Source organism: Paenactinomyces guangxiensis (assembly GCF_016055185.1).
In the GTDB taxonomy this organism is placed as follows: Bacteria; Bacillota; Bacilli; order Thermoactinomycetales; family Thermoactinomycetaceae; genus Paenactinomyces; species Paenactinomyces guangxiensis.
On the sequence record NZ_JAECVR010000017.1, the window covers coordinates 66,948 to 78,679 of the forward strand.

Consider the following 11,732-nt stretch of genomic DNA (forward strand, 5'->3'; position numbering starts at 1 on the left):
TAATTGATCATCATTTCATCACCCCATGACGGAAACATCCAAACAATAAATAAGGATGATATGACCATTGAAACTGATCAGACAATTCATTTATTTTGTTTACCAACAGTCTATCTCCTGTATCTTTCCAATCGCCATCTTTATCACACTGGCGATCTCCAAGGTCATTGACCCTCCCTTGATTCATCGTTATGATTTTATTTTGATTATCTGTGTGTTGATCCAAATCATGATGGTTGTCAGTGGTCTGGAATCAAAAGAAGAACTCAAGGTAATCAGCATTTTTCATGTGATCGGTCTGGGTTTAGAGCTGTACAAGGTACATATGGGCTCCTGGGCATATCCGGAACCGGCATGGGCAAAGGTGTTTGGGGTTCCGTTATACAGCGGCTTTATGTATGCCAGCGTTGCCAGCTATTTGTGCCAGTCCTGGAGCCGGTTAAAACTCCGCCTGCACGGCTGGCCCAGTGCGGTCTGGACAGCATTGATCGGGTGCGGGATTTATCTCAACTTCTTTACGCATCATTACCTGTATGACATGAGATGGATTTTAACCGCCTTGTTGATTGTGGTATTTTACCGTACCTATGTAGAATTTTCCGTAAAAGAGGTTACATACCGGATGCCTCTCGTTCTGTCGTTTGTGCTGATCGGCTTTCTCATCTGGATCGCGGAGAACATTGCCACATTTCTGGGTGCCTGGCAATATCCGTATCAAAGGCTGGCATGGAGCTTCGTTGATTTCGGGAAAATCAGTTCATGGTTTCTGCTGGTGATTATCAGCTTTATTATCGTTGCCCAGTTAAAGCATGTAAAAGAATCATTAAGAAGAGGAGAGCCTGAAGGGCTGATGGCCGGAGAAACAAAAAACGGGCTTAACGCGTAATAAAAAAGTTTTAAGCGACACCACTACACGGGTAGCCGGTGTCGCTTTTGTTATTGGATGGGACTCTTTTCCCGATCCTATTCCTTATAGACCGAAAGCATTAACCAATTCATAAAGCGATTCGCCTTTAACGACATAATGTCATTGACTAAACGGTTTAACCGCGGCCAGCCTCTGCGGTAGTTTTCGGATACACAGGCCCAGATCTGTTCCCCGGTTACATTTTCATATCCATACATACGAAATTCTTCTGCTTTACTATTGCATAAATCTTCGATACACTGCATCAGTTCATGCTCGCGCAACAGTTCAACAGTGTTGTTTTTTAAACGGCTTACTGATTTTAACGTACCATGTCGTCCCATGGTGTTCCTCCTCAAAAATGATTTACGTCGTCTGTAAAAAAACATAATTCGACATAATTCTGTCAAATCCTACTTTGTCCGCAATTTATTTTTAGGCATGAGTCTGCAGGACAAGGCATAGGCTTGTATCAATCAGTGTATAAAGGAGGGGCCGGGATTTGAGCAAACAAGGATTTTTATATGGCACCTTGGTATTAGTTGGTGCGGGCTTTATCACAAAAGTGCTTGGATTTATTTACCGTATTGCTCTTTCCCGCATCATCGGAGATGAAGGAATGGGTTTATTTCAAATGGCATTTCCCATTCTTATTTTTACAATCGTGATCACAACGGCCGGCCTTCCCGTTGCTATTTCTAAGTTAGTCTCTGAAGCGGAAGCGAAAAATGAAGAATACAGAATTCGTTCCATCCTTATTGTATCAATCTTGATTGTGATTATCACGAGTGTAGTTATTACCAGCGGAGTGCTGCTGGCTGCTCCGATCATTGCCAGTACTCTGCTGACCGATGAACGGGCGATCTACTCCTTACTGGCTATCGCACCCATGATCCCCATCATCGCCATCTCATCTATTTTTCGGGGATACTTTCAAGGACGGCAACATATGAGTCCTTACGCCACTTCGATGATTATCGAGCAATTTATCCGCATTTTCACCGTTCTTCTGCTCGCACAATATCTGCTGCCCATTGGGATTGAGTATGCTGCAGCGGGAGCGATGATCGGGATGGTCATCGGTGAGTTTGCCGGAATGATGTTTCTGATATACTCCTTTAAAAAAGATCCCAAACGTCCCAGCTTACATTTTTCCGCAAAAAAAGAGAAAAAAGAAAAGAGCAAGGGTTTCCTCCGGCGCTTTGGCAGCACTACACGCGATTTACTGGGAATTGCAATTCCAGTCTCGGCAAGCCGAACTGTAGGTTCTCTTTCTTATGCGATTGAACCGATTGTGGTATCCCAGAGTTTGGCCATGGCCGGCATTGCTACAGCAACAGCCACAGCTTTGTATGGACGGTTGGAAGGAATGGCTCTTCCTCTCGTTTTTTTTCCCTCTTTTTTCGCCTATTCGATCTCCGTGTCACTGGTCCCGGCCATTAGTGAAGCAGCCGCCCAAAAAAATATACAACTGGTGGAGTACCGCTTTCAACAGGCATTTCGCCTCGCACTGATCGTTTGCTCCCCCTGTTCTCTGATGATGTTTGTGATGGCAGAGCCTTTATCCGTCTTATTATACCATCAGGCGGAAGTTGCCCGTCTGATGCAAATTATTGCCCCGTTTGCTATATTTGCTTATTTGCAAGGGCCATTCGCTTCCGTCCTTCAGGGATTGGATCAGGCAAGGGTGGCTATGCGCAATTCAATTATCGGTGCGATTGTGAAAACAGGGTTGATTTTCGTGCTGGCTTCCCGCCCCGAATTGGGAATCGACGGAGTCGCATTAGCCATTAACTGCGGAATGATCATTGTGACGGTTCTTCACTTTATCGCCATCGCAAAAATCATTCCCTTTACCCTTCGTGTACAAGAACTGTTAAAACTGGGGATCGCCATTATCATTACGGGCCTGGTTGCAAAACAATTATTGCTGCAGGAACAAATTCCGCTTCTTTCCAGAACAATGCTTACCACCATCGGCAGCGTAACTGTTTATCTGATCTGTATGTTTGTGCTCTCGCTCATCCGCAAAGATGATGTCAGCCGCATTCCGTACGTTGGTAAATGGATGTCCAATATCCTTCCGCGTTAACTCCTTTTTCCGGAATCTTTGCGGTCAATATACAGTTTACCTTCGTAATTCAAACTTGCAAAGTAAATCTCTTTAAAATCCTTATAACCCTGTTTTTGAATTTCGTTTTTCAGCCAAAAACGGTTTTGTCCAATTTTGTTCAAAGCCTCGTCCTGAACTTTCCCGTCCACAATCAGGGTCACAGGCATATCAAAGCGCTTCAAAGGACGGGTTAAATGGACATCTTCTTTCATGATAAAACGTTTTTCTTCCTTTGGAAATACGCTTAATTTCCCTGATGTCTCCAAAACAGCAAATTCAACATCAGCCACATCAGGAATATTTTTTTCTCTTAACTGCATGAGTAAGTCATCCATCGTATACCGTGATTTTGCCATTGCTGAATCTTGAAGTTTACCATTTTTAATCAATACCGTCGGATTACCGTCGACTAAACTTTTTACTTTTCTACTTTTTAAGGAAATATAGGCAAGTACAATTTGCAGGGCCACAAGGGTCAGAATTGGGATAATGGCTCGGGTAAGAGGAACTGCCGGGTCTTCCAGCACAATCGCGGAAATGTCTGCAATCATAAACGAAACAATTAAATCAAACAGAGACAGCTTGCCAATCTCCCGTTTCCCCATGATTCGCATCATCATGAGAATAAACACGTAAATAAAAAGAGTACGCAAAAAAACCGTCCACAATTCGCCCACTTTGGTGACCCTCCTCTCTTTTTCAGGTACCCATATTTTGACCAACCCCCCTTATTTTATGAGTGAAAGGGAGCGGTGAATAAATTCCAATACAAGCTCATAACATGTACCATTCGGCTCGGAGGTGGTTCGTATGAAAGAGAACTTATTGGACTCTTCCAAATGGAGTTTGCGTTCTCCCTGGGTAATGGGACAACTTTTCGTATGGGGAATCATCCTGATCTGTTCTTTTATTGCGGCACTGCTCATGCGATACACAACTTTTGATTCTTCACAATTGACAACTGCTGCCTATGGTATTAATGCGCTTGCTCTCTTCGTCGGCGGCTTTATCTCCGGACGCAAAGCGGGGCAAAGAGGATGGTATTACGGGGGGTTGCAAGGAATCATCTATGCCGCGATTCTCCTGATCATCGGTTTTCTAGCCTTCGATTCCGGAATGGTGATCAATCCCGTGTTATTTATGGCCTGTGCTTTCGGCATCAGTGCCATCGGAGGAGTGATCGGGGTCAATTCCGGCAATTAGATCCTGGAAAATTTAAAAAACACAGAGGAATTGATGTTGCAGTGATCTTTATAGGCCACACCGCGAGGGGGAAAGTATATTAAAACAGTTGCAGCCGGCTTCTTAACAAAGCCGGCTGTTTTCAGATTTTCTGTTGTACAGATAGATGCTTTATTTATTTGTTATCAGCTTTCTCTTTCTTTTCTTCAACATCAGCCGAAGAAGCATTCTCCTCATTGTTTACGGAGTTGATTGCAGAACGTTCAAACACCAAACGGGTATTATCACTTACCTTTAAAGTGACTCTCTCATCATTCAGATCGACAATGGAGCCGTGCAGGCCTCCGATGGTAACCACTTTATCCCCTTTTTTAATGGAATTCAGCATTCTCATACGCTCTTTTTGCCGCTTTTGCTGCGGACGAATGAGAAAGAAGTAGAAAGCAACCAAAACCAGCAGAAATGGAAGTACACCCATTAATTGTTGTTGCATTGAACATACGCCTCCTTTAAAGGTACTTTTTACCAGGCTCTTAAAAAGCAGTTTGCGGATTTGTAGAGCCGTAATACTGAACCAGAAACTCGTTACGGAAATCGAGCAGACGGTCTTCGAGGATCGCCTGACGTACTTTTTCCATCAACCTCAGCAGAAAATACAGGTTGTGATAGGTGGTCAAACGAATTCCAAACGTCTCATCTGCTTTGATCAGGTGACGCAGATACGCCCGCGTATAATTGCGGCATGTATAACAATCACATTGAGGGTCCAGAGGAGTAAAGTCCCGCGCATATTTTGCATTGCGCACCACCAAACGTCCCTGGCTGGTCATCGTTGTTCCGTTGCGGGCAATCCGTGTCGGCAACACGCAATCAAACATATCAATTCCGAGGATTGTACCCTGAATCAAGGCATCAGGAGAACCGACCCCCATCAGATAACGGGGTTTTAATCTGGGGAGGAGCGGTGTTGTGTACGATAAAACTTCATACATGATCTCTTTCGGTTCACCCACGCTCAGACCGCCTACTGCATAACCGGGTAAATCCAAATCAACGAGTTGCCGTGCACTTTCTTCACGCAGGTCCTGGTACATGCCCCCCTGAACAATGCCAAACAAAGCTTGTTCATCAGGCCTTTGATGTGCCTCTTTGCAACGTTTTAACCAGCGGTAGGTACGCTCGGTGGAAACACGGACATACTCCCGTTCAGCCGGATACGGCGGGCATTCATCAAAAGCCATGATAATATCCGCTCCAAGGGCATTTTGAATCTCGATCGCTTTTTCCGGACTGATAAACAGCTTTTCACCGCTTAAGTGAGAGCGAAAAGAGACCCCTTCTTCGGTAATATTGCGCAACTGGCTCAGGGAAAAAACCTGAAAACCACCGCTATCAGTCAAAATAGCCCGGTCCCAGTTCATGAAAGAATGCAAGCCGCCCGCTTCTTTGACAATTTCATGGCCGGGGCGCAAAAAGAGATGATATGTATTGCTCAAAATAATTTGACTGCCCATCTCTTTGAGCTCTTCCGGACTCATCGTCTTAACGGTTGCCTGTGTGCCTACCGGCATGAAAATGGGAGTTTCAATCGTTCCGTGAGGTGTATGTAAACGTCCCAAACGTGCACCCGACTGCTTGCACTCTTTAATCAGTTCATATTGAACAGCCAACGATGGTTCCTCCTACATAGTTCCCATTATAACTGAAACAAAGAGTTTTTCGCTATCCCATTATAAAGCTTGTTGCAACAATCTCATTATAAAAAGGAAAAGAGTTCAGGACAAGTTTTTAAGTTCTTTGGGAGAAATCCCTGATCAGAGTATGAGCATGGCATCGCCGAAGCTGAAAAATCGGTACTTTTTCCGTACCGCTTCTTGATAAGCTGACAAAATTATTTCTCTGGAGGCAAAAGCGCTCACAAGCATCAGGAGCGTCGACTGAGGCAAATGAAAATTTGTCAACAGACCGTCTACGGCAAGAAAAGTGTAGCCGGGGTAGATGAAGATATCCGTCCATCCGTTGCAAGCTTGAATTTCTCCCGCAAAGCGGCCGGCCACCGTTTCCAGGGTACGAACAGAGGTGGTACCAACACAGATCACCCGGCCACCGCGCTGTTTGGCACCGCGAATCATCTCAGCTGTTTCCTGGCTCACCTCATAATACTCGGAGTGCATCTGATGTTCTTCAACCCGCTCTGCCGTAACCGGACGGAAGGTTCCCAGTCCCACATGCAGTGTGATAAAAGCAGTCGCAACCCCTTTGTGACGAATTTGCTCCAGAAATTCAGGGGTAAAATGCAAGCCGGCAGTGGGAGCCGCCGCCGAGCCGACCACTTTGGAAAACACTGTCTGATACCTCTCGGCATCATCCAATTGCTCATGGATGTAAGGGGGTAATGGCATCTGTCCGAGTTGTTCAAACAGGGCTTCCACATCATCCGCTTCATATTCCAGCTGAAACATCCGCCCCCCGGCCACTTCTGTGCTCGCTCCGGCTACTGCTTTTAACCGCCCGTCACCAAATACGATAACAGTACCCTCTTTCACCCTTTTGGCCGGCTTTACTAATGCTTCCCAGCGGTCTTCTCCGTGCGGGTTTAACAGGAGCAGTTCAACCTTCGCCCCTGTTCCTTCCTTGGTCCCGATTAAACGGGCGCGACGGACGCGGCTATCGTTTAATACCAGCACATCACCCGGATTTAAAACATCGATCAGTTGCGGAAAGCGGGTATGGGTAACCGCACCGCTATGCCGATCAAGGATCATCAAACGGGAGCCGGTTCTTTCAGGAGCAGGTGTCTGGGCAATCAATTCTCTGGGCAAATCAAAATCATAACTTGAAACATCCATCTTTTTTCACTCCATTGCTAAAATCCAAAAAGAAATCGCCCGTTTGCTCTAGCGAAACAGGCGAAACAGATAGCTAAGCAAAGATAAAACGACACTGATTAAGATACAGGTGACAATGGGAAAATAGACTTTCATATTTTCTTTTTCAATTACAATATCACCGGGCAATTTGCCGAGGGGAAAAAACTTGCCCCCCACCTGCCACAGCAATCCAATAAGAATCAAAATGCCACCGAAAATGATCAGTCCTTTTGCCACCGGATTCATTTAGGCCACTCCACTCCAAAATGTTCACAACAGCGAAGAGTAATCATGCGCCCGCGAGGAGTTCTCTGCAAAAAACCAATCTGCATCAGATAAGGTTCATAAACATCTTCAACAGTGTTTGGTTCTTCCCCGATCGTAGCCGCCAAAGTATCCAATCCGACAGGTCCCCCGCGAAACTTTTCGATAATTGACATCAAGAGGCGATGATCCACATGATCTAATCCAAGTTTATCCACCTGAATGCGATTTAATGCGTACCTGGCCGCCTCTCCGGTGATAATTCCGTCCCCCTGCACCTGGACAAAGTCACGAACCCGCTTTAACAGGCGATTGGCCACCCGGGGAGTTCCCCGCGCCCGGGAGGCAATCTCCACCGCTCCTTCTTCCAGAATCCTCACCTGCAATAAATCCGCAGCCCGCTGCACGATAAACGATAATTCTTCTATCGTATAATACTCAAGCCGGCTCACCACACCAAAGCGATCACGAAGCGGGGAAGAGAGTGAACCGGCCCGGGTAGTCGCCCCCACCAGAGTAAACGGAGGCAAGTCCAGGCGGACAGAACGGGCACTTGGTCCTTTTCCAATCATAATATCGAGGGCAAAGTCCTCCATCGCCGGATATAATACCTCTTCCACCGAACGGTTCAACCGGTGAATCTCATCGATAAATAACAAGTCATGTGCCTGGAGATTAGTCAGGATCGCCGCCAGGTCACCGGGACGTTCAATCGCCGGCCCCGAGGTGGTGCGTATGCTGACTCCCAGTTCATTGGCGATGATATGGGAAAGAGTTGTCTTCCCCAGTCCGGGCGGACCGTACAACAACACATGATCCAGTGCCTCGCCTCTCATTTTGGCCGCTTCTATGTACACTTTTAAATTCTCTTTAGCCCGTGACTGGCCGATATACTCGCTCAAATAACGAGGGCGCAGACTAAATTCGACCATCTCATCTTCACTCGCCATCTTTGCGGAGATGATCCGTTCTTCCATATGCGACCCTCCCTATCTTTTCATGGAAATTTGCAACGCCCGTTTAATCCAGTCTTCGGTCGAAAGCGTCTCCGCTCCCGAAGATGCCAGCGCTTCACGTACTGCCCACTCTGCTTCTTCCTCATTATAGCCAAGCGAAAGCAAGGCATCAATGACATCCCGTCCATCCGAATCGGACTTATGCACAGATACTTCAGCATCCGCCTGATTCACGGAAGATTGCAGGCGGCTCTCCCAGCCTAATTTTTTCAACTTATCTTTCAAGTCCAGTACAATGCGTTGAGCTGTCTTTTTCCCGATTCCGGGTAAACGGGTGAGAAACTTCAAATCTTCCATTTGAATTGCCGTCACCAGTTGCTGCGGTTCTCCCCCTGCCAACATGGCAACTCCCGCTTTGGGCCCGATTCCCGATACTTCCAATAACAAACGGAATAAATCCCTTTCCTCTTTTGTTGGAAAACCGTACAGCAAATGGGCATCCTCACGAACGATATAGTGAGTATAAAGGCATACATTTTCTCCTTCTTCCCAACGATAAGGGTTGGTCACAAATACTTGGTAACCCACCCCGTTCACATCTACCGCCACATAGTCCGAATCCGCGTAAACCATTTGTCCTCTGATAAAATCGATCATCATTTCGTGCCTCGCTTACCCAGCTTATGTATCACATTTGACGAATGGGCCTCACAGATCGCTATTGCCAGTGCATCAGCCACATCGTCGGGTTTAGGAATCTGCGGAAGTCTCAGCAGCATTTTTACCATCTCCTGAACCTGCCTTTTTTCGGCCTGCCCGTATCCAACCACTGCCATTTTCACTTGCAGCGGCGTATACTCCGTAATCGGCACCCTTGCTTCCTCCGCCGCCAGCATAATAACTCCCCGCGCTTGCCCAACGGTAAAAGCAGTGGTCACATTCCTGTTAAAGAATAACTTTTCAATCGCCACCACCGCCGGCCGATGTTCGGCAAAAAGTCGGGTACAAGCGTCATAGATTTGTTTTAGGCGGGTCGCAGTAGCAAGATCAGCCTCAGTCTGGATACTTCCGTATTCCACCGGCTTCAACTGATTTCCTCTTTGATCCAGCACCGCAAAACCCACAATCGCAATGCCCGGATCAATCCCTATGACACGCATTTTCTTTCTCCTCTCGCTTGAGCGAACATTTATTCTTGAACTTTGATTATATCATAATTCTCAGGGAGACTTTTTCATTTCTCGTTGGTTTGTTCTGACGAGGAAGCAGAATTCCGCCTTCTCCCTCAGATAAAACCCTTTCACAGAAAAAAGCCCCAACAATATATGCTGGAGCCCCGATTAGAACAATTTCTGATAACCTGAAATTAAGCAAGGGTCCGCTTCACCGTTTGAACAAATTCCGTTTCAACTGACGCAGGCGGTTTGGCTGTGAGCAGACTGACCGCGATGATTGCGATCGTACAGGCGATAAAACCGGGAATGATCTCATATACGGCATCAAACGCTTTAATTTGCTCCCATACAATAACAGTAGCAGCACCGGCAATCATCCCTGCAAGTGCTCCCCATTTGGTCATGCGCTTCCAATATAGGCTTAACAGAACAACCGGACCGAAAGAGGCCCCAAATCCTGCCCAGGCATATCCAACCAGGTTCAAAATTGTTTCATTCGGGTTTAACGCCAGAAAGAGAGCGATAAGTGCAACACCGAGCAAAGAAATCCTTCCTGCCAGTACAAGCTCTTTGTCCAAAGCGGACCGCCGAAAGAAGGACTTATAAAAGTCCTGAGTCAAAGCACTGGCTGTAACCAGCAACTGTGAGGAAATTGTACTCATAATAGCCGCCAGTATGGCTGCCAACAGGAAACCGGTGATAATCGGATGAAAGAGCACTTGCGATAAAGCGATAAAAACAGTTTCCGGATTTTCCAGCTTGCCGTTTTTAACATGAAAAAAAGCAATGCCGACAAGTCCCGTGAACATCGCACCTACGATGGAAAAGATCATCCATCCCATTCCGATGCGGCGGGCGCTTTTCATTTCCTTAATAGATGTGATGGCCATAAAACGTACAATGATGTGCGGTTGGCCAAAGTACCCCAGTCCCCATGCAAGGAGGGAAATGATCCCAATCACACTTGTCCCCTTAAAAATATCAAGCAGGGTGGGATCAATCGTGTGAATTTCATCAAAAACAGGCTGAATTCCACCTAAATTCAGAATCGTAAACACTGGAACGAGAATTAAGGCAATAAACATAATCGTTCCTTGAACAAAATCCGTCCAGCTAACAGCCAAAAAGCCGCCAAACAAAGTATATAAGATGACAACACCTGCTGTGATTAAGACCCCCCACTTATAATCAAGATGAAACGAACTTTTAAACAGCTCGCCCCCTGCCACCATGCCGGAAGATGTATAAAACGTAAAGAAAACGAAGATAACAAGTGCTGATGTCACTCGCAGGATGCGGGACTCATCTTTAAAGCGGTTTTCAAAATAGTCCGGAATCGTGATCGAATTATTGGCAATTTCCGTATACGTTCTTAAACGCGGCGCTACAAATAACCAATTTAAATAAGCCCCCAGCGTCAAACCAACAACAATCCATCCGCTGCTCAGCCCGCTCACATACATGGCACCCGGAAGCCCCATCAGCAGCCAGCCACTCATATCTGATGCACCTGCACTGAGAGCGGTAACAGCCGGTCCCAGATTGCGCCCACCTAGCATATAATCGGAGAGATTTGAGGTTTTCCGATAAGCGTAATATCCAATCAGCAACATCGTAATCATATAAATGACGATTGATATAAGAAGTCCATACTCCACCATTTTTCCCCCTTTATCCCCGAACTTCCAGATTCTCCTATTGTTACCGCTTACACTTCTTTTGCTGCTATGTAAAAGGACATGTTTAGCAACGCGGAACAGACAGGAAAAATAGGATCAGGTTATAAATTATGAATAAATATCTACAATTAAATAGTATGACAGAATGATAACCAAACGTCAATTCTACATTATTATGTATATAATGGATAAAAACACCATTTATGCAAAGGAAAATCCAGCAACCGAAAGACGACAGGAGCAGCTCACGCATGAAAGAGGATTCGCGTGAATGTGAACCCCTGAAAAGGGAAGCATAACACCCGAAAACTGCCTCCATGAAAGAGGAAGGCAGAATGATGGGCTGTTATTTTATGAATGTCATCCGGGGGTTACTCGGGATCATTTTCCTTTTTCTCATTGCCTTTTTATTTTCCAACAACAAAAAAAGAATTCGTTATCAAACCGTTATTCTCGGGTTTCTGTTACAATTTTTGTTTTGCCTTTTTAGTCTTGAAATGGCCGGCGAGACTTGAATCCCGGCCAGACCGGAATTATTGCAAATCTAAAAAAAATATTCAAGTAATTTCCTGTCCCACACTTGATT

The 11,732-nt window shown here is 45.8% G+C and carries 14 protein-coding genes; 4 read left to right on the forward strand and 10 right to left on the reverse strand.

The window, feature by feature from the left end; translation table 11 throughout:
- The first annotated feature begins 67 nt into the window (after positions 1-67).
- On the forward strand, positions 68-886 hold the full coding sequence (locus I8U27_RS15030; RefSeq protein WP_181753531.1) for a DUF817 domain-containing protein: 819 nt from the start codon (positions 68-70) through the stop codon (positions 884-886).
- A 77-nt stretch (positions 887-963) separates the two neighbouring features.
- On the opposite strand, the gene I8U27_RS15035 is transcribed toward I8U27_RS15030, so the two are convergent.
- On the reverse strand, positions 964-1,251 hold the full coding sequence (locus tag I8U27_RS15035) for a post-transcriptional regulator (protein WP_181753533.1): 288 nt from the start codon (positions 1,249-1,251) through the stop codon (positions 964-966).
- A 158-nt stretch (positions 1,252-1,409) separates the two neighbouring features.
- Between I8U27_RS15035 and spoVB the strand changes: the two genes are divergently transcribed.
- Positions 1,410-2,999, forward strand: a complete 1,590-nt coding sequence (gene spoVB, locus I8U27_RS15040) for a stage V sporulation protein B (RefSeq protein ID WP_181753535.1) — start codon at positions 1,410-1,412, stop codon at positions 2,997-2,999.
- Here the strand turns inward: spoVB and I8U27_RS15045 are convergent.
- The gene (locus I8U27_RS15045) at positions 2,996-3,640 is read right to left on the reverse strand and encodes a DUF421 domain-containing protein (RefSeq protein WP_181753600.1); all 645 of its coding nucleotides are present in this window, start codon (positions 3,638-3,640) and stop codon (positions 2,996-2,998) included. The two genes, spoVB and I8U27_RS15045, sit on opposite strands and share 4 nt — an antisense overlap.
- A 190-nt stretch (positions 3,641-3,830) precedes the next feature.
- On the opposite strand from I8U27_RS15045, the gene I8U27_RS15050 reads away from it, so the two are divergent.
- Complete coding sequence (locus tag I8U27_RS15050) at positions 3,831-4,223, forward strand: TIGR04086 family membrane protein (protein ID WP_181753537.1); 393 nt, start codon at positions 3,831-3,833, stop codon at positions 4,221-4,223.
- 154 nt (positions 4,224-4,377) lie between these two features.
- On the opposite strand, the gene yajC is transcribed toward I8U27_RS15050, so the two are convergent.
- The 8 genes from yajC to putP form a co-directional block, all read right to left on the reverse strand.
- Positions 4,378-4,695: a preprotein translocase subunit YajC gene (gene yajC, locus I8U27_RS15055; protein ID WP_181753539.1), complete on the reverse strand. Its 318-nt coding sequence runs from the start codon at positions 4,693-4,695 to the stop codon at positions 4,378-4,380.
- A 40-nt stretch (positions 4,696-4,735) separates the two neighbouring features.
- Positions 4,736-5,872, reverse strand: coding sequence for a tRNA guanosine(34) transglycosylase Tgt (gene tgt, locus I8U27_RS15060; RefSeq protein WP_181753541.1), 1,137 nt, complete (start codon positions 5,870-5,872; stop codon positions 4,736-4,738).
- A 144-nt stretch (positions 5,873-6,016) separates the two neighbouring features.
- On the reverse strand, positions 6,017-7,051 hold the full coding sequence (queA, locus tag I8U27_RS15065; RefSeq protein WP_181753543.1) for a tRNA preQ1(34) S-adenosylmethionine ribosyltransferase-isomerase QueA: 1,035 nt from the start codon (positions 7,049-7,051) through the stop codon (positions 6,017-6,019).
- Positions 7,052-7,099: 48 nt separating this feature from the next.
- Positions 7,100-7,318, reverse strand: a complete 219-nt coding sequence (locus I8U27_RS15070) for a DUF2905 domain-containing protein (protein WP_181753545.1) — start codon at positions 7,316-7,318, stop codon at positions 7,100-7,102.
- The gene (gene ruvB, locus I8U27_RS15075) at positions 7,315-8,313 is read right to left on the reverse strand and encodes a Holliday junction branch migration DNA helicase RuvB (protein ID WP_181753548.1); all 999 of its coding nucleotides are present in this window, start codon (positions 8,311-8,313) and stop codon (positions 7,315-7,317) included. Before ruvB ends, I8U27_RS15070 begins: the two co-directional genes overlap by 4 nt.
- Before the next feature lie 12 nt (positions 8,314-8,325).
- Positions 8,326-8,949 (reverse strand): Holliday junction branch migration protein RuvA, encoded by a 624-nt coding sequence (gene ruvA / locus I8U27_RS15080; protein ID WP_181753550.1) that lies wholly within the window; start codon positions 8,947-8,949, stop codon positions 8,326-8,328.
- The gene (gene ruvC / locus I8U27_RS15085; protein ID WP_181753552.1) at positions 8,949-9,452 is read right to left on the reverse strand and encodes a crossover junction endodeoxyribonuclease RuvC; all 504 of its coding nucleotides are present in this window, start codon (positions 9,450-9,452) and stop codon (positions 8,949-8,951) included. Before ruvC ends, ruvA begins: the two co-directional genes overlap by 1 nt.
- Positions 9,453-9,658: 206 nt before the next feature.
- Positions 9,659-11,125, reverse strand: a complete 1,467-nt coding sequence (gene putP, locus I8U27_RS15090) for a sodium/proline symporter PutP (RefSeq protein ID WP_181753554.1) — start codon at positions 11,123-11,125, stop codon at positions 9,659-9,661.
- Between the two features lie 374 nt (positions 11,126-11,499).
- Here putP and I8U27_RS21415 point away from each other — a divergent pair, with 374 nt between their 5' ends.
- Positions 11,500-11,661: a Na+ dependent nucleoside transporter N-terminal domain-containing protein gene (locus tag I8U27_RS21415; RefSeq protein WP_374057939.1), complete on the forward strand. Its 162-nt coding sequence runs from the start codon at positions 11,500-11,502 to the stop codon at positions 11,659-11,661.
- Positions 11,662-11,732: the final 71 nt, after the last annotated feature.

What these genes read in the sequence shown, in the direction of transcription:
- I8U27_RS15035 (WP_181753533.1), bottom strand. Translation starts at nt 1,251, where the DNA reads ATGGGACGACATGGTACGTTAAAATCAGTAAGCCGTTTAAAAAACAAC.
- I8U27_RS15045 (WP_181753600.1), bottom strand. Translation starts at nt 3,640, where the DNA reads ATGATGATGCGAATCATGGGGAAACGGGAGATTGGCAAGCTGTCTCTG.
- I8U27_RS15050 (WP_181753537.1), top strand. Translation starts at nt 3,831, where the DNA reads ATGAAAGAGAACTTATTGGACTCTTCCAAATGGAGTTTGCGTTCTCCC.
- yajC (WP_181753539.1), bottom strand. Translation starts at nt 4,695, where the DNA reads ATGCAACAACAATTAATGGGTGTACTTCCATTTCTGCTGGTTTTGGTT.
- queA (WP_181753543.1), bottom strand. Translation starts at nt 7,051, where the DNA reads ATGGATGTTTCAAGTTATGATTTTGATTTGCCCAGAGAATTGATTGCC.
- I8U27_RS15070 (WP_181753545.1), bottom strand. Translation starts at nt 7,318, where the DNA reads ATGAATCCGGTGGCAAAAGGACTGATCATTTTCGGTGGCATTTTGATT.
- ruvB (WP_181753548.1), bottom strand. Translation starts at nt 8,313, where the DNA reads ATGGAAGAACGGATCATCTCCGCAAAGATGGCGAGTGAAGATGAGATG.
- ruvA (WP_181753550.1), bottom strand. Translation starts at nt 8,949, where the DNA reads ATGATCGATTTTATCAGAGGACAAATGGTTTACGCGGATTCGGACTAT.
- ruvC (WP_181753552.1), bottom strand. Translation starts at nt 9,452, where the DNA reads ATGCGTGTCATAGGGATTGATCCGGGCATTGCGATTGTGGGTTTTGCG.
- I8U27_RS21415 (WP_374057939.1), top strand. Translation starts at nt 11,500, where the DNA reads ATGAATGTCATCCGGGGGTTACTCGGGATCATTTTCCTTTTTCTCATT.